Raw genomic sequence first — 21,126 nt, 5'->3', positions numbered from 1 at the left:
CACGTTTGCTCCTACAGGCTGGCGTTGGGTTCCAATGGCAGTTCCAGCGTGGCAATAAACCCCCCCTCAGGGTGATTGCCCAACACCAATCGTCCGCCATGGCGTTCAGCCGCACGGCGGGCAATGGCCAAACCTAATCCATGCCCGGCAGCCGTTTGGCCCGGTGCGCGGAAAAATGGCTCGCCCAGTTGTGCCAGATATTCTTCAGCCACTCCCGGCCCGTGGTCGCGCACGCGAATGGCAATGTGTTCGCCAGTGCGTGCGGCAGTTAACTCAATAGGCTGCCCCGACGGGTTGAAGCGTTGTGCATTACGCAGCAGGTTATCGACTGCCCGTTCGATCATGGTCGGCCAGCCGCTGAGGCTTAAACCGGGCTCGGCATTGAGTTGCACCGGTTGTTCGGGGGCCGCCAGAGAGGCGTCTTTTTGGACGGCGTTGAGCAGCAGGTTCAACTCGATGTGTTCAGCGCTGGCCTGATCGGCATCTACCCTGGCCAATGTCAGAATTTCGCTGATCAATGATTCCAGGCGATCGCACTCACGCGTCAGGCGTGGCCAGAGCTTTTCGCGTTCTTCGGGGCCGGCACGTTCGGCCAGTGCCAGCGCGATGCGCAACCGCGCCAATGGCGAGCGCAGTTCGTGGGACACGTCGCGCAGCAACTGGCGCTGGCTGCCAATCAAACTTTGCAGACGGGCGCCCATGCGGTTGAAGTCAGTCGCCAGCACGCCAAACTCATCACGCCGCGACGCCAGTTGCGCCAGGCTGTTTTGCTGGTAGGTGGTTTGCCCCAGATCATGCACCGCGACGCGCAAGCGGCTAAGCGGGCGGGTTATCGACAGCGTCACCAGCAAGCTGAACAAGGTGAGCACCACCAGCGCGATCCCCAGCGCGCTGAGCGGCCAGATCAGGCTTTTACGGTGCCAGGCGTCGAGTTCGGGGTTCGGGATGCGATAAATCAGCAAATAGGTTTCGGCGGTCTTTGGGCTGGTGTATTCGACGGTCAGGCGGCGCCAGGGCAGTTCTTCCCTGCCATGCCCCTGACGAGCTTCCCAGGCGGCAGCCCGGCGCGGGAATGTGCCCGCCACCACAGGGTCGCCACTCTCGTTGAGTACTTGTACGTCAATGTGATAGCGGCGTTTGCGCCGTTCGAGCAACTCCTGGGCCGCGTCCGGGCCTTGGGTTTCGAAGCGTTCGGTCCACTGCTGCGCCAGATTATTGAGGCCGGGATGGCGGCTAAGGATCCAGGTGTCCTGATTGAGCATGTGCCCCAACAGGATCGATAACCCTGCGACCAAGGCTATCGCCAGCCAAAAGCTGGCCAGAATGCGCCAAAACAGTGATCGCACGGCAGTTCCTCACAAGTCGATGATTCAAACGAGCAAAGCCCAACGGCTGGGGGCCGCTGGGCTTGGCAAACATGCAGATTATTGCGCTTTTGGAGCCTGTTGTGCTTTCCACTCCTGGAACTGTTTCCATTCGGCTTGACGCTCAGCGCGTTTTTTTTGCAGCTCGTCGAAGGTTTTTTGCTGATCAGGTTTGAGCAAGGCACGAATATCGCTCTGAGTTTTCTGTTGCTTGGCAGCGATTTCGTCTTTCAGTGCTTTTTGATCAGCCGCCGGGAGTTTTTCCAGGTACTTCTCAACCAGTTGTTTGCGTTCGTGCATTTGTTCGCCCATCAACTTGCCAATCTGCTGGCGCTGTTCGCGGCTCAGGTCCAGTTGGCTGTAAGGGGCATCACCGCGACCGTGCTCACCGCCGTGACGTGGACCCATTGGGCCGTCGCCACCAGGCATGGCCATTGCGACGGTTGGCAGGGCTGCAGCAAACATCAAAGCAATTAGAGTCTTACGCATGGTGTGTCTCCTTATTACGATTCCGGTGAATCCGGATGCGCCCAGTTTAGGGAGATCAAGGTCAGTTGCTGTCAGTCAAGCGTAAAGCTTAGGTAAAGACGGTTTGGGCGTAGATTGACAAAAGGCTTGTGTGCGACGCATTCGTGGGCTTTTCCAGTCACGGCTGCAGGCTGCGACGGGTTGCCGCGCGACCCCGTGTCTGTGGGGGAAAAGCGAAGGTGCGCAGCCTGTGGCAGCGGCGACAACGTCTGGGTCCGCATTACGCGCTATAGAAATAGCCCCGGCTGCGCAAGGCGACGATGCGCGGGCGGCCATCGGGGTGCGGGCCTATCTTTTTACGCAGGTTGCTGACGTGCATATCGAGGCTGCGGTCGTAGAGGGTCAACTTGCGGCCCAGGGCAATTTGCGCGAGCTCCTGTTTGTCCAGCGGCTCGCCCGGCTGACGCAGTAATGCCTCAAGCAAACGGCTTTCGGACACTGTCAGGACAATGTCATGTTCATTGATCGTGACAACACCGCGTACCGGGCTGAAGCACAGATCGCCCAGTTCCATTTGGCTGGACACCGCCGCCGGGTGGCTGCGTCGCAGTACAGCACGCAGGCGTGCAGTCAGTTCACGGGGGTCACAGGGTTTGGCCAGATAATCATCGGCGCCCAGTTCAAGCCCCAGGATTCGGTCCAGCGGTTCGCCGCGAGCGGACAGCATCAGCACCGGCAGGTCTGGGTGGTCGTGGCGCAGTTGCTTGAGCAACTCCAGGCCGCTGCCGTCCGGCAACATGACATCCAGTACCACGGCGTCGGGGCTGGAATCGAGCAGCGCCTTGCGGGCGCTCAGGCCATCGTGGCAGGCGCGTACCTCAAAGCCTTCCTGGCTTAACCAACTGCTCAAGAGCTCACACAGCTCCTGGTCATCATCTATCAGTAACAGGTCGCTCATGTCTCACTCGATTTTAGCCAGTGGCCGCGGCAATTTGCGGCGGTCACTGGCAAAGATAGCCCGGATTAAGGCAGGACTTGCTTGAACGGCTTGACGATCACATTGGCGTATACGCCCGCGCCCACGTAAGGATCGACATCGGCCCAGGCCTGGGCAGCGCTCAGGGACTCGAACTCGGCAACCACCAGGCTACCGGTAAAGCCGGCAGCGCCCGGATCATTGCTGTCGATTGCCGGGTGCGGGCCAGCCAAAATCAAGCGGCCTTGTTCTTTTAGCTGAGTCAACCGCTCAAGGTGCGCCGGACGAACACTCAGGCGTTTTTCAAGTGAGTTTTCAACGTCTGTGGAAATGATTGCGTAGAGCATGTCAGTCCTCGGATTTTGTGTTGGTCGGTGCGGAGTCGGTGTCATGCAGGTGGCGTGACAGGTAGATGCCCTGAGCGATCAGGAATAGCACCGTCATGCCCAGGCTGCCGAATACTTTAAAGTCGACCCAGATGCTCTGATAGGTGAACGCAACGAACAGGTTGGCCGCGCCGCAAAACAGGAAAAAGCCGATCCAGGCCAGGTTCAGGCGGGTCCATACTGCATCGGGAAGGGTCAGTGCATGGCCCATGATGCGTTTGATCAGCAGCTTGTCGCCGATGAAGTGGCTACCGGCAAAGGCCAGTGCAAACAACCAGTTCACCACGGGCGCTTTCCACTTAAGGAAGGTTTCGCTGTGGAAGGCCAGGGTCAGGCTGCCAAAAACCAGGCAGGCGATCAGGGTCAGCCATTGGCTTTTTTCGAGCTTGCGCTGTTTCAAAAACAGAATGCCGTATACCACCAGGGAGCTGATGATCAACATCGCCGTAGCGCTGTAGATACCCCCGACGGTCAGGCTATGCCCGGCAATATCGACGATGCGTGGCTCGATTTTGTAGACGATGAAAAACAGTAACAGCGGGATGAAGTCGATGAATTGTTTCACAGTGGCAGCCAGAAGCAGGATGTGGCGGCATAATAACAAACATCAATGACAGCGAAAGCGTCAGCTAGAGGTTATTAAATCCCCGTGGAAATAGACTTGCATTGCCATAGCACGGCTTCTGATGGCGCTTTGGCGCCGGCGGCGTTGGTTGCGCGTGCGTTCGAGAAAGGTGTGCGAGTCCTGGCCCTGACCGATCACGATACACTTGAGGGCCTTGAAGAAGCCCGCGCAGCGGCGCAGGCCTTGAACATGACGTTGATTAACGGCATCGAATTGTCCTGCACCTGGGGTGGGGCGACGATTCATGTGCTGGGTTATGGTTTCGACCTCAACGCCCCGGCACTGCTCGACGCCATTGCCACATTGCATGATGGGCGCTGGCTGCGGGCTGAAGAAATAAGCCGCAAGCTGGCGCTTAAAGGCATGCCGGGGGCCTTGGAAGGTGCTCGGGCCATTCAGCAAGGGCTGGGTGACAGCGGCAACGCGCCGGCCCGTCCGCATTTTGCCGACTATCTGGTTCAGGCCGGGTACGTCAAGGACCGCGCCGAAGCGTTCCGCAAATGGCTGGGCGCAGGCAAGCTGGGCGACGTTAAACAGCATTGGCCAACCCTTGAAGACACCGTGGGCACGCTGCGTGCTGCTGGCGCCTGGGTCAGCCTGGCTCATCCTTCGCATTACGATTTCACCCGCAGCAAGCGACGCCGGCTGATTGGCGACTATATTCAAGCTGGGGGTCACGCAATTGAAGTCGTCAACGGCTATCAGCCTGCCGATCAAGTGGGCAGCTTGGCGATTCTGGCGCGTGAGTTCGGTCTGCTGGTGAGTGCCGGCAGTGACTTTCATGGCCCAGGAGGTTGGTCCGAGATCGGCGAATACCGTCCCGTACCAGAAGATCTGCCGCCATTGTGGTGTCGATTCAAATATGACCAGCCTGCTGCCACCGTCTGAACAGGAACATAACGTGAGTCAATTTTTCCAGATTCATCCGGAGAATCCCCAGCCACGCCTGATAAAGCAGGCCGTCGAGATTATTCGTAAGGGCGGGGTCGTCATTTACCCTACAGACTCGTCCTATGCCGTGGGTTGTCAGATGGGTGACAAGGGCGCGATTGAGCGCATCAAGCGCCTGCGTGGCCTGGACGACAAGCACAACTTCACCTTGATGTGCAGCGACCTGTCGCAATTGGGGTTGTTTGCCAAGGTGGACACGGGTGTGTTTCGTTTGCTCAAGGCCCACACGCCAGGGCCTTACACTTTTATTCTCAACGCCACCCGCGAAGTGCCGCGCTTGCTGCTGCACCCCAAGCGTCGCACCATCGGCATGCGCGTGCCGCACCACCCGATTGCCCTGGCTTTGCTGGCTGAACTGAACGAACCGCTGATGAGCGTGACATTGATCCTGCCGGGTGAAACCGAGCCGATGGAAGACCCTTACGAGATTCGCGATGCGCTCGAAAAGCAGGTCGACTTGATCATTGATGGCGGTTTTGGCGGTCATAAAGCGTCGACCGTCATCAGTCTGGTCGATGACGAGCCCGAAGTGGTGCGGGTGGGTTGCGGTGATCCGACGCCGTTTATGGTCGAGGCCTGATGTCTGACGTAGAAATAGTTGACGCTGTTGATGCCCAGGCCGGCGCCCAGCAAGAACTGCCGTTTGCCATGGTTTATGGCCAGGCTGTTATCGAAATGCCGATGGACCTGTACATCCCGCCGGATGCGCTGGAGGTATTTCTTGACGCCTTTGAAGGCCCGCTCGATTTGCTGCTGTACCTGATCCGCAAACAGAACATCGATATTCTCGATATTCCCGTGGCGGAAATTACCCGCCAGTACATGGGCTATGTCGAGTTGATGAAGACGGTGCGCCTGGAACTGGCCGCCGAGTATTTGGTGATGGCCGCCATGCTGGCCGAGATCAAGTCGCGCATGCTCTTGCCGCGTTCCGCCGAGATCGAAGAGGAAGAAGGCGACCCGCGTGCCGAACTGATTCGCCGCCTGCAACAGTACGAGCGATTCAAGGCGGCTGCAGAAGGCATTGATGGCTTGAGCCGGGTAGGGCGCGACGTCATCGTGCCCAAACTCGATGCCCCTGAAGCCCGTGCACGCAAACTGGTGCCGGATGTCGCGCTGGAAGAGCTGCTGATGTCCATGGCCGAAGTGCTGCGCCGCAGCGACATGTTTGAAAACCACCAGGTCAGCCGTGAAGCGTTGTCGACCCGTGAGCGCATGAGTGAAGTGCTGGAGCGTCTCAAGGGCGGCGGTTTTATACCCTTTGTTGAGCTGTTTACCGCCGAAGAAGGTCGTCTTGGCGTGGTCGTGACTTTTATGGCTATTTTGGAACTGGTCAAAGAGTCGCTGGTCGAGTTGGTGCAAAATGAGCCCTTCGCGGCAATCCACGTGCGAGCGCGAGCCGAATAAAGAGCTGAAACCATGAATCTGACTGAACCCCGCGAACTGGCCCCCTTGCTGGAGGCCTTTTTATTGGCCTCCGGAAAGCCGCAAAGCCTTGAGCGCTTGTTTGAGCTGTTTGAAGAGGGCGAGCGGCCTGAGCCACCCGTGTTCAGAAAAGCCCTGGAACTGCTGCGCAAGTCCTGCGAGGGCCGGGCCTTTGAACTCAAGGAAGTGGCGTCGGGTTATCGCCTGCAAATTCGTGAAAAGTTTTCACCCTGGGTCGGTCGGCTGTGGGAAGAGCGTCCGCAGCGTTACTCGCGGGCGATGCTCGAGACCATGGCGTTGATTGCCTATCGCCAGCCGATTACCCGTGGCGAGATCGAAGATGTGCGTGGCGTGGCGGTGAACAGCCACATCGTCAAAACCCTGCTCCAGCGTGAATGGATCCGCGTGGTGGGCTATCGCGACGTACCCGGCAAACCGGCAATGTTTGCCACCACCAAAGGCTTTCTGGACCACTTCAATCTGAAAAATCTCGACGACCTACCGCCTTTGGCCGAGTTGCGCGAGCTGGAGCCGGACCCGATTCTCGAGTTCGACGACGCCCCTGTGCCTGCACACCTGCAAGCCTTGGCCGACGAAAGCGCCGAGCCCGAAGAGCCCAAGGATGAAACCAGCTTCCGCACCCTGCTGGTGGAACTGGACAGCATGGAGGAGGGTCTTAAAACGGACTTTGAAGACCTGCTTCGCGATGGAGCGGCAAGCGATGAGCTGCAAGCTGCAACTGAAGAGCCAGAGCCAGAGCCAGAGCCGCAGCCGCAGCCAGAACCAGAACCGAGGCTCAGCGCAGCCGAGTTGGCGCGTGAGCGGTTGCGGGCTGCCGTGGCAGCACTTGAGGCGAGGCCAACCCTGAGTGATGACGAGCTCGAAGCCCGGGCCCTGGCCGAAGCCATCGAACAGGAACGCCGCGAACAGGAAGACTGACACCACGCTCTGTAGGCGCGAGCTTGCCTCTACAGGGCTCATCACGAGGCCTTTTCATGAGTTCAACCAAAGACCCCTGCATCGACGTGTGCAAGTTTACCGACGACATTTGCATCGGTTGCGGGCGCAGCAAACGCGAAATCAAAGCCTGGAAGAAGTTCGATAAGGAAGAGAAGCGCGCGGTGCTGGCCGAGGCATCCCTGCGTTTGCTGGCCCTGAAAGCAGCCGGTCGGCGGAAAAAGAAGTAAGCCATGCACTTCATGGCCCGGCATTGATGCGCAATGGCCAACATCAGCGTATGATTCGCGACCCCGCGGCGCTCGTTCGAGCCCCAGGACCTATTTTTAATGCCTCAGGCATAGCCTGAATCGACACACCGGGAGGTGCCCAGATGAGTGATCTAGACCCTAAAGACAGCCAGGAAATTGGCCCAGCAGGCGAAAAACTGCAAAAAGTTCTCGCCCGTATTGGTGTGGGCTCGCGACGCGACGTAGAGAGTTGGATCAGCCAGGGCCGCATCAAGGTCAATGGCAAGGATGCAACCTTGGGGCTGCGCGTAGACCTGCATGACGCCATCTCCATCGATGGCAAGGTGATCAAGCGTGAAGAGGCCGCCGAATCGGTGCGCCGCGTGATCATGTACAACAAACCCGACGGCGAAATCTGCACCCGTGACGACCCTGAAGGCCGTCCGACCGTGTTCGACAAGCTGCCGCGCCCAAAAGAAGGCCGCTGGATCAACATCGGCCGTCTCGACATCAACACCACCGGTTTGCTGATGTTCACCACTGATGGTGAGCTGGCTAACCGCCTGATGCACCCTTCCTACGAAATGGACCGTGAATACGCGGTACGTGTGCGTGGCGAAGTGGATGACGAGATGATCGAGCGCCTCAAGGCTGGCGTTGTGCTGGAAGACGGCCCGGCTCGTTTCACCGACATCAAGCAAGCACCGGGCGGCGAAGGCTTCAACCATTGGTACCACTGCGTGGTGATGGAAGGCCGTAACCGTGAAGTACGTCGCTTGTGGGAATCCCAGGGCCTGGTGGTTAGCCGCCTCAAGCGTGTGCGTTTCGGTCCGGTGTTCCTCAACTCCGACCTGCCGATGGGCCGCTGGCGCGAAATGAGCCAGTACGAAGTCGACATCCTCAGCGCTGAAGTCGGCCTTACGCCGGTTGCCATGCCCGAGATGAACGCCAAGAGCAAAGACAAGCTTGAGCGTATGCAGCGTAAGTCGTCGCGTCCTGTAGCACGTGCAGACCGTGTTGCACGTGTGCTGCGTCCGGCCGAAGGTGCGCCATTGGCACCGCGTCCAGCGCGTCAGCCGCACATCGAAGGCGAGCGCCCAGGTCGTCCGGCCCGTGATGAAGCTGCCCGTCCTGCGCGCAAGCCAGCCGGTCGCACCGATCGTGTACCTGCGGGCCGTGGCGCGCCAGTGGCCGAGCGCCCAAGCGACGTCAACAAGCGCCCAACCAAGCCAACCCGTTCGGGTCCAAGGCTGGTCGAAGATGCGCCGTCAGGCAAGCGTCGTGGCGCACCGGCCGGTTCCGGCCAGCGTCCAGGCTTCGGTCGTCGCAAGCCGCAGTAAACGCTCGGCGCTGCCATAAAAAACGCCAACCCCGCAGGGGGTTGGCGTTTTTTTTATGCCCATGAAAACCCGGGCTGTGTGTAGGCGCGAGCGGACCTCGCGATCTTTAGACCTTTTAAAAGATCGCGAGGTAGGCTGGTTCCTACAGGCGCAGTGTTTAACATGGAAATATTTCTTTACGCGTCGTAAAACTATTACTACGAAATCAATCGCTTACAGGCAACGAAAGAATGATTTCGGTCATTTGTAAAGAAAACTTTCCGCCTGAAAGCCTTTGTGCACCAATCCTGCGCAAAACCTGGCTTGTTTCGTGTTGCAAACGGCGGTGTGATGAGAACTTGCCTACAAGCGGGTGTACAATGCGCCACGTTTTAACTGTGACCCAATTGCGTACCCGCGCATTTTGCGCCGATCGGCGATGTGCTGATTGGCCAAAAATCGAGGCTAACCCGCCTTGTTAACTCCGCATCGCCACAAGCGTTGCGGGTTCGATTCCGTCACAGATAAAAACAAACAGGTGACGCATGACTCGTGAAACAACCTTGGATTCCTGGCGCCTGCGCTGGGGTTTGATTTGTGTTGTAGACCCTTCGATCACTGCCTCTGGTGCTCAAGTTACAACGCACTGAACCTTATCAAACCTTGTGTAGGATCCTTTAAATGAGTGGACAAACCACGCATTCGGGCGAGCTTAAGCGCGGCCTGAAAAACCGTCATATCCAGCTGATTGCCCTGGGTGGCGCGATTGGCACTGGCCTGTTCCTTGGCTCTGCCGGGGTACTGAAATCGGCTGGCCCATCGATGATTCTGGGCTACGCCATCTGCGGTTTTATTGCTTTTATGATCATGCGCCAGCTCGGCGAAATGATTGTTGAAGAACCTGTCGCCGGCTCCTTCAGTCACTTCGCCCACAAGTACTGGGGCGGTTTCGCCGGCTTCATGTCGGGCTGGAACTGCTGGGTGCTGTACATCCTGGTCGGCATGTCAGAACTCACCGCCGTCGGTAAATACGTGCACTACTGGTGGCCAGAGATCCCGACCTGGGCCTCGGCGGCCGCTTTCTTCATCCTCATCAACGTGATCAACCTGACCAACGTCAAAGTGTTCGGCGAAGCCGAGTTCTGGTTCGCGATCATCAAGGTGGTGGCGATTGTCGGCATGATCGCCCTGGGCAGCTACTTGCTGGTCAGCGGCAGCGGTGGCCCGCAGGCGTCGGTCACTAACCTGTGGGAGCGCGGCGGGTTCTTTCCGCACGGGATCACCGGCCTGGTGATGGCCATGGCCTTCATCATGTTCTCCTTTGGCGGTTTGGAAATGCTCGGTTTCACCGCCGCGGAAGCCGACAAGCCGCGCACCGTGATCCCGAAAGCGATCAACCAAGTGATCTACCGCATCCTGATTTTCTATATCGGTGCACTGGTGGTTCTGCTGTCGTTGACCCCGTGGGACTCGCTGCTTGAAACCCTGAATGCCGGTGGCGACAGCTACAGCAGCAGCCCGTTTGTGCAAGTGTTCTCGATGCTGGGCAGCAACACTGCTGCGCACATCCTCAACTTCGTGGTCTTGACCGCGGCGCTGTCGGTGTACAACAGCGGTACTTACTGCAACAGCCGCATGCTGCTGGGCATGGCCCAGCAGGGCGATGCGCCCAAAGTACTGGCCAAAATCGACAAGCGCGGTGTGCCGGTCAACTCGATCCTCGCCTCGGCGGCGGTCACCGTGATTGCCGTGCTGCTCAACTACCTGATGCCGCACGATGCGCTGGAACTGCTGATGTCGCTGGTCGTGGCCACGCTGGTGATCAACTGGGCAATGATCAGCTTCTCGCACTTCAAGTTCCGCCAGCACATGAACAAAACCGCGCAAACGCCTTTGTTCAAGGCGCTTTGGTACCCGTACGGTAACTTCATCTGCCTGGCGTTTGTGGCGTTCATTTTGGTGGTCATGCTGATGATCCCCGGCATCCGTGTCTCGGTGTTCGCGATTCCGGTGTGGGTGGCCTTTATGGGGCTGTGCTACTGGTGCAAAGGCAAGAACCCCGAGCAGGCCTCGTCTGCGGCTTACGGCTCGGCCAAGTAAGCTGACGGGTAAAACCACAAACCCGGCCGTTGCGCCGGGTTTGTGGTTTGTGGGGTATCCTGCACGCCCAGATCACGGACCTTTTTAATGCTGGTTATCTCCAACAACGTTCATATCCCCGATGCTGAAATCGAACTGACGGCCATTCGTGCCCAGGGGGCGGGGGGGCAGAACGTCAATAAAGTTTCAAGCGCCATGCACTTGCGCTTTGATATTCCCAACTCCTCGTTGCCGCCTTTCTACAAAGAGCGGCTGCTTGCGCTGCGTGACAGTCGTATCACCAGTGACGGGGTGTTGATCATCAAGGCCCAGCAATACCGCACTCAGGAGCAGAACCGGGCGGATGCGCTGGAGCGGTTGGTTGAATTGATCGTGAGCGCGACGAAAGTCGAGAAAAAGCGGCGTCCGACCAAGCCCACGCTGGGTTCAAAAAAGCGTCGCCTGGAATCCAAGACCAAGCGTGGCAGTATCAAGGCCGGGCGGGGCAAGGTGGATTTCTAGCAAAGATGCAACACCTGTTGGACCTAGGTAGGTCGTAAGCGTTTCGCCTGCCGATACAAATACATACTCAGCAGCAAGCCACTAAACGCTGCCAATGCCGCAAACAAAAAGATCGAGGCAAAGCCAAAACCTGCCGCGACGGCGCCCACCAGTGGCCCGGTGATGCCCAGTGACAGGTCGATAAACAGCGAATAGGCCCCCACGGCCGCGCCACGGCTGGAGGCAGGCACCAGGTTGACCGCCTCAACCCCCAGTGCCGGAAACACCAGCGAAAAACCAAAGCCGCTCAGCGCCGCGCCCGCCAATGCCAGTTGCGGGCTGGGCGCCAGCCACAGCAACAGCAAGCCGAGGGTCTCGACGCTGAGGCAGGCAATGGCCACCCGAAAGCCGCCAATACGATTGATCAGGTTGCCGAACAGCAGTCGCGCGCTGATAAAGCTGGCGCCAAACAAGCTCAGGCACAAGGCGGCGTTTTCCCACTGATGGGTGGCGTAGTACAGGGTGATAAAGGTGGCGATGGTGCCAAAACCAATGGAGCCCAGTGCCAAGCCAGTGCCGTGGGGCAGGACGCGGCCCAGCACGTGCAGAAACGGCAAGCGCACGCCGCTGACAATCGGAGCGGCCTGCTTTGGCCAGGCCAGTGCCAAACCCAGCGCGGCCAGGGCCATGATGCTCACGCCCATGCTCCACATGCCCAAGTGCCCGACCATGACCACGCCCAGTGGCGCGCCAATCGCGATGGCGCCGTAGCTGGCGATGCCGTTCCAGGAGATCACTTTGGCAGTGTTGGCTGCGCCGACCCGGCCAATGCCCCAGCCAATGCAGCCCGAGCCGATCAGGCTTTCTGCGCTACCCAATACCAGACGGCCGAGCAACAGGCAGGCGAGACTCAAGGCCGGGGTGGTGGACAGCCCGCTGGACGCCAGCATCAGTGCGCCACTCAGGCCGCAGCCTGCCAGACCGTACATCACCGCGAGTTTGCTGCCGCGGGTGTCAATAATGCGGCTGGCATAGGGCCGACTGAGCAATGTGGCCAAGTACTGCACGCTAATCACCAGGCCGGCGATGACGGTTCCATAGCCAAGGTGGTTGTGAACGTAACCGGGCAATACCGCCAGCGGAATGCCGATATTCAAATAGCCAATAAAGGTAAACAGAACGATGGAAACCACTTGCAGCGTGATCGCCATAGAGCGTTGTGTTTCGGGCATGGGGTAGGGGTCCTGCGGGGCGCGGTAGGGTGCAGATTACAACTGTGAAACCAATTGTGTCGCGATTAAAGCAGCCAAAGCGTTTTCTTGGGTGCCAAAACGTTTGAGAAGCAGGGCCTGTTTTTCCGGGCTGAGACGTTGCCAAAGGTCGATCATTTTTTCGGCGGTGCCGATCAGCACGCTGGCCTGGGTGTCGCTAAAAGTGTCGGTCACGCTGCAATCCAGGGAGAGAGAGGGGTGGAGCGATTGTGTCAGGCGGTATGAAAAACCAGAAGCTTTTCGCACCGCCTGATAGATGGCCGGTCAGTCTTCGCTGTCGGCCTGGAGGCTATCTTGAGCCTCTTCCAGTGCGTGGTTGTCGCCACTGGTGTGTTGCGGGGTTGGCTGCTGAGGTTCATGCAGGCTTGGGAAGGGGAGGTTTGGGATCTCGTGCATCGTCGCGCTCCTCGTAAGGTGTGTTTTTAAATCGCTGGGTACATCGGCGCTTTTAAAAAGCAAGGGCAGGATACAGGAGGGAGTGTGACAATTTGTCTTTTTCTTGCGTCTGGCGCGGATTGTGGCGAATTTTTCATGATTCCAACCGTAGCGGTTGCCGCAGGCTGCGATGGGCTGTGCAGCGGCCTCCAGGCTTCTTGTTTGAAAGAAGGCGAAGGTCATGGGCCCTTATCGCAGCCTGCGCCAGCGGATGGCAGGTGTGGCTTTTTAGTCGGTGCACACTTGCGCAATCGCTTTGGCCAGCAGGTTCAGGCGGGTGCCATCCACTCCGGCCATGTTCGCGCGCCCTGAGCCGACCATGTACACACTGTGCTTTTCGCGCAGCAATTGCACTTGTTGTGCCGTCAGGCCGGTGTAGGAGAACATCCCGCGTTGCTGGTTGATATGGGCAAAGTGCTCGGCCAGTCCGAAGGGCGCCAGCGCTTCTACCAGCCCGCTGCGCAATTGCGCGATGCGGTTGCGCATGGCTTGCACCTCGTCAGCCCACAGCGCTTTGAGCTGTGGGTCAGCGAGGATGGTTGCCACCACCGCAGCGCCGTGGTCGGGCGGGTTAGACCACAGGTTACGGGCTACATGGGCCAGCTGGCTGCGGACATCCTTGAGTTTTTCGGCGTCGTTTGCGCACACGATCAAGGCGCCGACACGCTCGCGATACAGGCCAAAGTTCTTCGAGCACGAACTGGTGATCAGCACTTCCGGCAATTCGCGGGCGAACAGCCGGGTAGACCACGCATCCGCTTCCAGCCCGTCTCCAAAGCCCTGGTAGGCAAAGTCGATCAGCGGCAGCAGTTCACGGCGGCGCACCACGTCCAGCACTTGCAGCCAATCGGCCTGCGACAGGTCGAAACCGGTCGGGTTATGGCAGCACGCGTGCAGCAGCACCACGTCACCTTTGGGCACTTGCTCCAGGGTTTGCAGCATGGCAGCCACGTTTAGCGTGTTGTCGCTGCCCACGTACGGGTAGTGACTGACCTTCAGTCCGGCGGCCGCGAAAATACTTTCGTGGATCGGCCAGGTTGGATCGCTCAGCCAGATCCCGCGTCCCGGCAGGCAGTGCGCGATAAAGTCAGCCGTCAGGCGCAGTGCGCCGGTGCCGCCCGGGGTTTGTGTCGCGCCTGCACGCTGGGCGGCGAGCAGCGCTGAGTCGGCACCCAGTACCAGCGCACTGATCAGCTCACCAAAACGGCTGTCGCCGTGGCCGCCGATGTAAGTTTTGGTCTGCTGCTGATCCACCAGTCGCTGTTCGGCCTGTTTGACCGACTGCAAAATGGGTGTCAGGCCGTTGGGGTCCTTATAGACGCCAACCCCCAGATCGAATTTGTTCGGGTTGCGGTCCTGATTATAGGCGTCGATCAATCCCAGAATCGGGTCGCCCGGCACTCGGCCAATGGCTGCGAAGTGCATTACTTGCGGCCCTCGGCGGTTTTAGCCACTTCATCGGTACGTGCAGCCATGATGAAATCGTTGCGGTGCAGGCCCTTGATCGAGTGGCTCCACCAGGTCACGGTCACTTTGCCCCACTCGGTGAGCAGGCCCGGGTGATGGCCTTCAGCCTCAGAGATCTCACCCACGGCGTTGGTAAAGGCCAGTGCGTGTTTAAAGTTTTTGAACAGAAAAACCTTTTCCAGCTGCATCACGCCGTCGCGGACTTCGATGTTCCAGTCCGGGATCTGCTTGATCAGAATCGGCAACTCTTCGTCGCTGACCTGTGGAGCGTCGGCGCGGCAGGCTTCGCAGTGGGCTTGGTTCAATGTGCTCATGGTGTATTCCTGAAATCGATTTTTTATTGGTCTGGAAAAATTGGGGTCAGGCCGCTTTTGGTTTTGGCGCGAACTTGGGTGCGTGCAGCCCCATCGCCATGCCTTTTTCGACCAGGCCCATAATGTCTTCGTGGGCCAGGTCAAACAGTCGCTTCAAGTCCGGCAGGACAAAATACAGCGGCTGCAAAATATCAATCCGATACGGCGTACGCATGGCTTCCAGCGGATCGAAGGCCTGATGTTCAGGCTCTGACGACAAGCTGTAAACCGTTTCTTTAGGCGATGAAAGAATTCCACCACCATAAATGCGTTTGCCTTGCGGCGTATCCACCAGGCCAAACTCAATGGTCATCCAGTACAGGCGGGCCAGGTAGACGCGCTGTTCCTTGGTCGCTTGCAGGCCGACTTTGCCGTAGGTATGGGTGAACTCAGCGAACCATGGGTTGGTCAGCAGTGGGCAGTGGCCGAAAATCTCGTGGAAAATATCCGGCTCTTGCAGGTAGTCCAGCTCTTCGGGGGTGCGAATAAACGTCGCCACCGGGAATTGCTTGTTGGCGAGCAATTCAAAAAAAGTCTGGAAGGGAATCAGTGCCGGCACGCGGGCCACTTGCCAGCCGGTGGTTTCGCCCAGCACTTTGTTGATCTCGCTCAATTGCGGGATGCGGTCATGGGGCAGGCCGAGTTTTTCGATGCCTTGCAGGTACTCAGGGCAAGCGCGGCCTTCCAGCAGTTTTAACTGACGGGTGATCAGCGTGTTCCACACCCCGTGTTCCTCGGGTGTGTAGTCGATAAAGCCATGGGCATTCGGCTCACGGGCGACGTATTTCGTTTGCTTCATGGGGCTCTCCGCAGGGCAATCATTCTTATTTTTCTGAAGGGGCGGCGGGTGTTCGTTGCCTTAAGTGATACCCCAAGTGTCTGCCGAGTGCAGCTGGGCACAAGCCTTTGATACTGGGAGTGGGTGTGCATTCCGTAAATATTTCGTTACGGCAGGGCAATTGAACTGTCATTCTGGCGTGAGTGATTGCAAAATCGTCACAAAATCGTGACAGCGAAATGCTTTCCCGAACAAATAAACATCCCTGTAGGGGCGAGCAATCGAGCGTCGACCGGCTGCTCCTACAGTTAGCAGATCAATAGCCGAGCCTTGCCCCATGCGTATCAAAGTTCACTGCCAAAACCGGATTGGCATCCTGCGTGACATTCTCAACCTCTTGGTGGCCTACGGCATAAACGTCAAGCGCGGCGAGGTGGGTGGCGACCAGGGCAATGCGATCTATCTGTACTGCCCCAACCTGATCAACCTGCAATTTCAGGCCCTGCGCCCGAAATTTGAAACCATTGCCGGGGTTTTTGGCGTCAAGCGTGTAGGGCTGATGCCCAGCGAGCGCAGGCACATGGAACTCAATGCCTTGCTCGGCGCACTGGAGTTTCCGGTGCTGTCGATTGACATGAGTGGCTCGATTGTCGCGGCCAACCGCGCCGCTGCGCAGTTGCTCGGGGTGCGGGTGGATGAAGTGCCGGGGATTGCCCTGTCGCGTTACGCCGAAGACTTCGATCTGCCGGAGCTGGTGCGGGCCAACAAGTCGCGGATCAACGGCCTGCGAGTCAAAATCAAGGGCCATGTGTTTCTGGCAGATATTGCGCCGTTGCAACTGGAACACGATGACAGCGAGGCCATGGCCGGCGCGGTGCTCACGCTGCACCGTGCCGACCGCCTCGGTGAGCAGATCTACAACGTGCGCAAGCAAGAGCTGCGTGGCTTCGACAGCATCTTCCAAAGCTCGAAAGTCATGGCCGCGGTTGTGCGTGAGGCGCGGCGTATGGCGCCGCTGGATGCACCGCTATTAATAGAAGGCGAAACCGGCACCGGCAAAGAATTGCTGGCGCGGGCCTGCCACTTGGCCAGCCCGCGTGGGCAATCACCGCTGATGGCGCTCAACTGCGCGGGTTTGCCCGAGTCAATGGCCGAAACCGAGCTGTTCGGTTACGGGCCCGGAGCGTTTGAAGGGGCGCGGGCCGAGGGCAAGCTGGGCCTGTTGGAACTGACCGCCGGCGGGACGTTGTTTCTCGATGGCGTGGGCGAGATGAGCCCGCGCTTGCAGGTTAAATTGCTCCGCTTTTTACAGGACGGTTGCTTCCGGCGTGTTGGCAGCGACGAAGAGGTCTACCTCGATGTGCGCGTGATGTGCGCCACTCAGGTCGACTTGTCCGAGCTGTGCGCCCGCGGCGAATTCCGTCAGGACCTTTACCACCGCCTCAACGTGCTGTCGCTGCACATCCCGCCGCTGCGCGATTGCCTGGATGGCCTGGAGCCATTGGTCGAGCATTTTCTGGATCAGGCCAGTCGGCAGATCGGTTGCCCGCTGCCACGCCTGGCGCCAGCGGCCATGGATCGCTTGAGCCACTACCACTGGCCGGGCAACGTGCGGCAATTGGAAAACGTGCTGTTCCAGGCGGTGTCGCTGTGCGATGGCGGGGTCGTCAAAGCCGAACACATCCGCTTGCCGGACTATGGCGTGCGCCAGCCGCTGGGCGAGTTTTCGATGGAGGGCGGGCTGGATCAGATCGTCGGACGCTTCGAAAAGGCCGTGCTGGAGCAGTTGTACTCCGAACACCCGAGCAGCCGCTTGCTGGGCAAGCGACTGGGCGTGTCGCATACCACCATCGCCAACAAATTGCGCGAGTACGACATCATCAAGCCGGGTAAGGAATCCTGAATACCTGAAGAGTGTGCGGCAGCGGCCACGGGTCACGCGTTGCCGCAATCGGCATAACCGCGCCGTTTTTACGGCCGCAACTGCTTCATCCTCAGCCGCTCAACACGCCTCTAGCCCAGTCAATACAGCCTTTCGCGGCGTCAAAAAAAAGTTGGTGCGCAAATTGCTAGTACCTCTTTAGTACAGCGGTGGGCGGCAAGCGTCCGTCAGACAGAGGAAAGACTGTGGACAAGTACCTTTATGTGGCAATGACCGGCGCCAGTCAGAATGCTCTGGCGCAGAAGGCGCATGCCAACAATCTGGCGAACATCTCTACCAACGGCTTTCAGCGCGATCTGGAACAGGCGCGCTCGATGCCGGTGTTTGGCGACAGCTTTCCTGCCCGGGCCTTTGCCTTGACCGAACGGCCTGCCACCGATTTCACCCCAGGCGCGCTGGTGCAAACCGGCCGCGATCTGGACGTGGCCGTGTCAGGCGATGGTTGGCTGGCCGTGCAGGCGCCCGATGGCAGCGAAGCCTATGTGCGCACCGCAAGCATGAATGTGGATGCCCTGGGCATTCTGCGCGCCGGTAACGGCATGCCGATCATGGGCAACGCCGGGCCGATTGCCGTGCCGCCGCAGCAGCAAATTGAAGTGGGTGAAGACGGCACCATCAGCGTCCGCGCCATGGGCGAAGGCCCGCGGGTAATGGCTGAAGTGGATCGCATCAAGCTGGTCCAGCCCGACCTGAAAAATATGACCAAAGGCCAGGACGGTCTGATCCATACCGCTAACGGCCAGCCCGCGCAGGCTGATGCCAATGTGCGGGTCACTTCGGGGTTTCTGGAGGCCAGCAACGTCAATGCCGTGGAAGAAATGACCTCGGTGCTGGCCCTGTCCAAGCAGTTCGAGCTGCACATCAAAATGATGAACACCGCCAAAGAAGACGACCAGGCCATGACTCGCGTCCTGGCAATGAGCTAATTACTGACACGTCGCGCCGAAAAACCGGCGCACGAGGAGAACACGCATGCTTGCGGCACTGTGGGTTGCAAAAACAGGTTTGGCGGCACAAGACACCAACCTGACGACCATTTCCAACAACTTGGCCAACGTTTCGACCACTGGCTTCAAGCGTGATCGTGCCGAGTTCCAGGACTTGCTCTACCAGATCAAACGCCAGCCTGGCGCGCAATCGACCCAAGACAGTGAGCTGCCATCGGGCCTGCAAGTGGGCACTGGGGTGCGCATCGTCGGCACGCAAAAGAACTTCACTGCCGGCAACCTGCAAACCACCGAGCAGCCGCTGGACATGGCCATCAATGGCCGTGGTTTTTTCCAGATCATGCAGCCGGACGGCACCACGGCCTACACCCGAGACGGCACTTTCCACCTGGACGCCAACGGCCAGATCGTGACCGCCAGCGGCTTCGCTCTGGAACCGGCGATTGTGGTGCCGGCTGATGCCCAGACCTTCACGGTCGGGCAGGACGGCACGGTGTCGGTGACTATCCCCGGCAACGCGGCCGCACAAGTGATTGGCAACCTGCAAACCGCAGACTTCATCAACCCGGCCGGTTTGCAGTCCCAGGGCGGCAACCTGTTCCTTGAAACCGCGTCCAGCGGCGCGCCGCAAATCGGTACACCGGGCCTCAACGGCTTCGGTACCACCATGCAAAGCACGCTCGAAACCTCGAACGTCAGCACCGTGGAAGAAATGGTCAACATGATCACCACTCAGCGCGCTTACGAGATGAACTCCAAAGTGATCTCAACGGCCGACCAAATGCTGTCGTTCGTGACACAAAATCTGTAAAGACGTGAAGGAGTGGGAAAGGTCATGAAGCGCTTGTTTTCTGTTCTGGCACTGGGCGGCATTACGTTCCTGGCGGGTTGTGTCAGCCCGCCACCACGGCCGAACGATCCGTACTACGCCCCTGTGCTGCCGCGTACACCGCTGCCGGCAGCGGCCAACAACGGCTCGATTTACCAGGCGGGCTTTGAACAGAACCTGTACAGCGACCGCAAGGCTTTTCGCATCGGCGACATCATCACCATCAGCCTCAATGAAAAGACTCAGGCGAGTAAAAACGCCAACTCGGCCATCGGCAAAAACAGCAACACCAGCATCGGCCTGACGTCGCTGTTTGGTGGCGGTTTGACCACCAACAACCCTTTGGGTAGCGGTGACCTGAGCCTGAACGCTGGCTACAGCGGCAGCCGCGCCACCAAGGGCGACAGCAAGGCCGGGCAGGGCAACAGCCTCACCGGCTCGATCACCGTGACCGTGGCCGATGTGCTGCCCAACGGCATCATCGCTGTGCGCGGCGAGAAGTGGATGACCCTTAACACCGGTGACGAACTGGTGCGCATTGCGGGTCTGGTTCGGGCCGATGACATCAGCACCGACAACACCGTGTCCTCGACCCGCGTGGCCGATGCGCGCATCACGTACTCGGGGACCGGCTCGTTTGCCGATGCCAGCCAGCCAGGCTGGTTTGATCGCTTCTTCCTTAGCCCACTGTTTCCTTTTTAAACGGACTTGACATGCCCAACCTCAAACAACTGCTGGCAGCCGTATTGCTGTTGTCGACATCGCTGGGCGCTCACGCCGAGCGGTTGAAGGACATCGCCAGCATTTCGGGCGTGCGTACCAACCAACTGATTGGTTACGGCTTGGTGGTCGGGCTGAACGGCACGGGCGACCAGACCACGCAAACCCCGTTCACCCTGCAGACCTTCAACAACATGCTCTCGCAGTTCGGCATTAAAGTGCCGCCGGGTTCGGGTAACGTGCAGTTGAAAAACGTCGCAGCGGTGTCGATCAGTGCCGATTTGCCTGCGTTCGCCAAGCCGGGGCAGGTGATCGACATCACCGTGTCTTCGATCGGTAACTCTAAAAGCTTGCGCGGCGGCACATTGCTGCTGACCCCGCTCAAAGGTATCGACGGCAACGTGTACGCGGTCGCCCAAGGCAATTTAGTCGTCGGCGGCTTTGATGCCGAAGGCCGTGACGGTTCCAAAATTACGGTCAACGTGCCGTCTGCCGGGCGTATTCCGGGCGGGGCTTCGGTGGAGCGTGCCGTGCCCAGTGGTTTCAATCAGGGCAACAGCCTGACCCTTAACCTCAATCGCTCAGACTTCACCACCGCCAAGCGTGTGGTCGACAAAATCAACGACCTGCTCGGCCCCGGCGTTGCGCAGGCGATTGACGGCGGCTCGATCCGTGTCACTGCGCCGCTGGACCCTGGCCAGCGTGTTGATTACCTGTCGATTCTGGAGAATCTCGAAGTCGATCCGGGCCAGGCGGTGGCCAAGGTCATCATCAACTCGCGCACCGGCACCATTGTGATCGGGCAAAACGTCAAGGTGTCACCCGCCGCCGTCACCCACGGCAGCCTGACGGTGACCATCACCGAAGACCCGATTGTCAGCCAGCCGGGCCCGCTGTCCAACGGCCAGACCGCGGTGGTGCCGCGCTCGCGGATCAATGCCCAGCAAGAGGCCAAGCCGATGTTCAAGTTTGGTCCGGGCACCACCCTGGACGAAATCGTACGGGCGGTGAATCAGGTGGGCGCGGCGCCGGGGGATTTAATGGCAATTCTCGAAGCGTTGAAACAGGCCGGCGCCTTGCAAGCCGACTTGATCGTGATCTGA

Annotated in this window: 24 protein-coding genes; 13 read left to right on the top strand and 11 right to left on the bottom strand. The window is 59.0% G+C overall.

All coding sequences use genetic code 11. The features are described 5' to 3' along the window. Positions 1–11: 11 nt before the first annotated feature. From ACIQYF_RS06975 to ACIQYF_RS06955, 5 genes are all read right to left on the bottom strand, one after another. The gene (locus ACIQYF_RS06975) at positions 12–1,346 is read right to left on the bottom strand and encodes a sensor histidine kinase (RefSeq protein ID WP_402858563.1); all 1,335 of its coding nucleotides are present in this window, start codon (positions 1,344–1,346) and stop codon (positions 12–14) included. A 78-nt stretch (positions 1,347–1,424) separates the two neighbouring features. Further along, positions 1,425–1,853: a Spy/CpxP family protein refolding chaperone gene (locus ACIQYF_RS06970; RefSeq protein ID WP_402858560.1), complete on the bottom strand. Its 429-nt coding sequence runs from the start codon at positions 1,851–1,853 to the stop codon at positions 1,425–1,427. A gap of 259 nt (positions 1,854–2,112) precedes the next feature. Continuing rightward, positions 2,113–2,790 (bottom strand): response regulator transcription factor, encoded by a 678-nt coding sequence (locus ACIQYF_RS06965; RefSeq protein WP_402858557.1) that lies wholly within the window; start codon positions 2,788–2,790, stop codon positions 2,113–2,115. 65 nt (positions 2,791–2,855) lie between these two features. Further along, positions 2,856–3,155 carry a YciI family protein gene (locus tag ACIQYF_RS06960; protein WP_402858554.1) on the bottom strand — a complete coding sequence of 100 codons (300 nt, stop codon included), beginning with the start codon at positions 3,153–3,155 and terminating at the stop codon, positions 2,856–2,858. 1 nt (position 3,156) lies between these two features. Beyond that, positions 3,157–3,759, bottom strand: a complete 603-nt coding sequence (locus tag ACIQYF_RS06955) for a septation protein A (RefSeq protein ID WP_402858551.1) — start codon at positions 3,757–3,759, stop codon at positions 3,157–3,159. Positions 3,760–3,843: 84 nt separating this feature from the next. Between ACIQYF_RS06955 and ACIQYF_RS06950 the strand changes: the two genes are divergently transcribed. From ACIQYF_RS06950 to arfB, 8 genes are all read left to right on the top strand, one after another. Continuing rightward, entirely contained in the window at positions 3,844–4,707 is an 864-nt protein-coding gene (locus tag ACIQYF_RS06950) for a PHP domain-containing protein (protein ID WP_402858548.1), read from the top strand. Between the two features lie 13 nt (positions 4,708–4,720). Beyond that, positions 4,721–5,350, top strand: coding sequence for an L-threonylcarbamoyladenylate synthase (locus tag ACIQYF_RS06945; RefSeq protein ID WP_402858545.1), 630 nt, complete (start codon positions 4,721–4,723; stop codon positions 5,348–5,350). Positions 5,351–5,478: 128 nt separating this feature from the next. Next, positions 5,479–6,177 (top strand): segregation and condensation protein A, encoded by a 699-nt coding sequence (locus tag ACIQYF_RS06940; protein WP_402858770.1) that lies wholly within the window; start codon positions 5,479–5,481, stop codon positions 6,175–6,177. A gap of 12 nt (positions 6,178–6,189) precedes the next feature. Further along, the gene (gene scpB / locus ACIQYF_RS06935; protein WP_402858542.1) at positions 6,190–7,134 is read left to right on the top strand and encodes an SMC-Scp complex subunit ScpB; all 945 of its coding nucleotides are present in this window, start codon (positions 6,190–6,192) and stop codon (positions 7,132–7,134) included. 56 nt (positions 7,135–7,190) lie between these two features. Further along, positions 7,191–7,382, top strand: a complete 192-nt coding sequence (locus ACIQYF_RS06930; RefSeq protein ID WP_402858539.1) for a DUF1289 domain-containing protein — start codon at positions 7,191–7,193, stop codon at positions 7,380–7,382. Between the two features lie 143 nt (positions 7,383–7,525). After that, positions 7,526–8,722, top strand: a complete 1,197-nt coding sequence (rluB, locus tag ACIQYF_RS06925) for a 23S rRNA pseudouridine(2605) synthase RluB (RefSeq protein WP_402858536.1) — start codon at positions 7,526–7,528, stop codon at positions 8,720–8,722. Positions 8,723–9,382: 660 nt separating this feature from the next. Further along, on the top strand, positions 9,383–10,801 hold the full coding sequence (locus ACIQYF_RS06920) for an amino acid permease (protein WP_402858533.1): 1,419 nt from the start codon (positions 9,383–9,385) through the stop codon (positions 10,799–10,801). 87 nt (positions 10,802–10,888) lie between these two features. After that, positions 10,889–11,302, top strand: coding sequence for an alternative ribosome rescue aminoacyl-tRNA hydrolase ArfB (arfB, locus tag ACIQYF_RS06915; RefSeq protein ID WP_019828782.1), 414 nt, complete (start codon positions 10,889–10,891; stop codon positions 11,300–11,302). A 23-nt stretch (positions 11,303–11,325) separates the two neighbouring features. Here arfB and ACIQYF_RS06910 read toward each other — a convergent pair whose 3' ends face one another. The 6 genes from ACIQYF_RS06910 to phhA all read right to left on the bottom strand — a co-directional run bounded on the left by ACIQYF_RS06910 (position 11,326) and on the right by phhA (position 15,606). Continuing rightward, positions 11,326–12,513: an MFS transporter gene (locus ACIQYF_RS06910; RefSeq protein ID WP_402858529.1), complete on the bottom strand. Its 1,188-nt coding sequence runs from the start codon at positions 12,511–12,513 to the stop codon at positions 11,326–11,328. Between the two features lie 36 nt (positions 12,514–12,549). Next, positions 12,550–12,726, bottom strand: coding sequence for a hypothetical protein (locus ACIQYF_RS06905; RefSeq protein WP_402858526.1), 177 nt, complete (start codon positions 12,724–12,726; stop codon positions 12,550–12,552). 90 nt (positions 12,727–12,816) lie between these two features. Then, a complete protein-coding gene (locus tag ACIQYF_RS06900; RefSeq protein ID WP_402858523.1) occupies positions 12,817–12,948 on the bottom strand; it encodes a hypothetical protein in 132 nt (43 codons plus the stop codon). Positions 12,949–13,215: 267 nt separating this feature from the next. Further along, on the bottom strand, positions 13,216–14,412 hold the full coding sequence (locus ACIQYF_RS06895; protein WP_402858520.1) for an amino acid aminotransferase: 1,197 nt from the start codon (positions 14,410–14,412) through the stop codon (positions 13,216–13,218). Next, positions 14,412–14,768, bottom strand: coding sequence for a 4a-hydroxytetrahydrobiopterin dehydratase (locus tag ACIQYF_RS06890; protein WP_019412174.1), 357 nt, complete (start codon positions 14,766–14,768; stop codon positions 14,412–14,414). The genes ACIQYF_RS06895 and ACIQYF_RS06890 overlap by 1 nt, the downstream gene beginning before the upstream one ends. Positions 14,769–14,814: 46 nt before the next feature. Further along, the gene (phhA, locus tag ACIQYF_RS06885) at positions 14,815–15,606 is read right to left on the bottom strand and encodes a phenylalanine 4-monooxygenase (protein ID WP_402858516.1); all 792 of its coding nucleotides are present in this window, start codon (positions 15,604–15,606) and stop codon (positions 14,815–14,817) included. A 316-nt stretch (positions 15,607–15,922) separates the two neighbouring features. Between phhA and ACIQYF_RS06880 the strand changes: the two genes are divergently transcribed. The 5 genes from ACIQYF_RS06880 to ACIQYF_RS06860 all read left to right on the top strand — a co-directional run bounded on the left by ACIQYF_RS06880 (position 15,923) and on the right by ACIQYF_RS06860 (position 21,126). Beyond that, positions 15,923–17,488, top strand: coding sequence for a sigma-54-dependent transcriptional regulator (locus ACIQYF_RS06880; RefSeq protein ID WP_402858513.1), 1,566 nt, complete (start codon positions 15,923–15,925; stop codon positions 17,486–17,488). A 224-nt stretch (positions 17,489–17,712) separates the two neighbouring features. Further along, complete coding sequence (locus tag ACIQYF_RS06875; protein ID WP_402858510.1) at positions 17,713–18,453, top strand: flagellar basal body rod protein FlgF; 741 nt, start codon at positions 17,713–17,715, stop codon at positions 18,451–18,453. A gap of 46 nt (positions 18,454–18,499) precedes the next feature. Then, complete coding sequence (gene flgG / locus ACIQYF_RS06870; protein ID WP_402858507.1) at positions 18,500–19,285, top strand: flagellar basal-body rod protein FlgG; 786 nt, start codon at positions 18,500–18,502, stop codon at positions 19,283–19,285. A gap of 24 nt (positions 19,286–19,309) precedes the next feature. Beyond that, positions 19,310–20,005 (top strand): flagellar basal body L-ring protein FlgH, encoded by a 696-nt coding sequence (gene flgH, locus ACIQYF_RS06865; protein ID WP_322240313.1) that lies wholly within the window; start codon positions 19,310–19,312, stop codon positions 20,003–20,005. An 11-nt stretch (positions 20,006–20,016) separates the two neighbouring features. Then, positions 20,017–21,126, top strand: a complete 1,110-nt coding sequence (locus ACIQYF_RS06860) for a flagellar basal body P-ring protein FlgI (protein ID WP_402858503.1) — start codon at positions 20,017–20,019, stop codon at positions 21,124–21,126.

It is taken from the genome of Pseudomonas sp. NPDC096917, assembly GCF_044762555.1.
Lineage (GTDB): Bacteria > Pseudomonadota > Gammaproteobacteria > Pseudomonadales > Pseudomonadaceae > Aquipseudomonas.
Note: the sequence above shows the minus strand (reverse complement) of the source record. Positions and strands in the feature narration are given on the sequence as shown.

What these genes read in the sequence shown, in the direction of transcription:
- ACIQYF_RS06930 (WP_402858539.1), top strand. Translation starts at nt 7,191, where the DNA reads ATGAGTTCAACCAAAGACCCCTGCATCGACGTGTGCAAGTTTACCGAC.
- rluB (WP_402858536.1), top strand. Translation starts at nt 7,526, where the DNA reads ATGAGTGATCTAGACCCTAAAGACAGCCAGGAAATTGGCCCAGCAGGC.
- ACIQYF_RS06965 (WP_402858557.1), bottom strand. Translation starts at nt 2,790, where the DNA reads ATGAGCGACCTGTTACTGATAGATGATGACCAGGAGCTGTGTGAGCTC.
- ACIQYF_RS06890 (WP_019412174.1), bottom strand. Translation starts at nt 14,768, where the DNA reads ATGAGCACATTGAACCAAGCCCACTGCGAAGCCTGCCGCGCCGACGCT.
- phhA (WP_402858516.1), bottom strand. Translation starts at nt 15,606, where the DNA reads ATGAAGCAAACGAAATACGTCGCCCGTGAGCCGAATGCCCATGGCTTT.
- flgG (WP_402858507.1), top strand. Translation starts at nt 18,500, where the DNA reads ATGCTTGCGGCACTGTGGGTTGCAAAAACAGGTTTGGCGGCACAAGAC.
- ACIQYF_RS06960 (WP_402858554.1), bottom strand. Translation starts at nt 3,155, where the DNA reads ATGCTCTACGCAATCATTTCCACAGACGTTGAAAACTCACTTGAAAAA.
- ACIQYF_RS06970 (WP_402858560.1), bottom strand. Translation starts at nt 1,853, where the DNA reads ATGCGTAAGACTCTAATTGCTTTGATGTTTGCTGCAGCCCTGCCAACC.
- scpB (WP_402858542.1), top strand. Translation starts at nt 6,190, where the DNA reads ATGAATCTGACTGAACCCCGCGAACTGGCCCCCTTGCTGGAGGCCTTT.
- arfB (WP_019828782.1), top strand. Translation starts at nt 10,889, where the DNA reads ATGCTGGTTATCTCCAACAACGTTCATATCCCCGATGCTGAAATCGAA.
- ACIQYF_RS06910 (WP_402858529.1), bottom strand. Translation starts at nt 12,513, where the DNA reads ATGCCCGAAACACAACGCTCTATGGCGATCACGCTGCAAGTGGTTTCC.
- flgH (WP_322240313.1), top strand. Translation starts at nt 19,310, where the DNA reads ATGAAGCGCTTGTTTTCTGTTCTGGCACTGGGCGGCATTACGTTCCTG.
- ACIQYF_RS06895 (WP_402858520.1), bottom strand. Translation starts at nt 14,412, where the DNA reads ATGCACTTCGCAGCCATTGGCCGAGTGCCGGGCGACCCGATTCTGGGA.
- ACIQYF_RS06880 (WP_402858513.1), top strand. Translation starts at nt 15,923, where the DNA reads ATGCGTATCAAAGTTCACTGCCAAAACCGGATTGGCATCCTGCGTGAC.
- ACIQYF_RS06860 (WP_402858503.1), top strand. Translation starts at nt 20,017, where the DNA reads ATGCCCAACCTCAAACAACTGCTGGCAGCCGTATTGCTGTTGTCGACA.
- ACIQYF_RS06920 (WP_402858533.1), top strand. Translation starts at nt 9,383, where the DNA reads ATGAGTGGACAAACCACGCATTCGGGCGAGCTTAAGCGCGGCCTGAAA.
- ACIQYF_RS06900 (WP_402858523.1), bottom strand. Translation starts at nt 12,948, where the DNA reads ATGCACGAGATCCCAAACCTCCCCTTCCCAAGCCTGCATGAACCTCAG.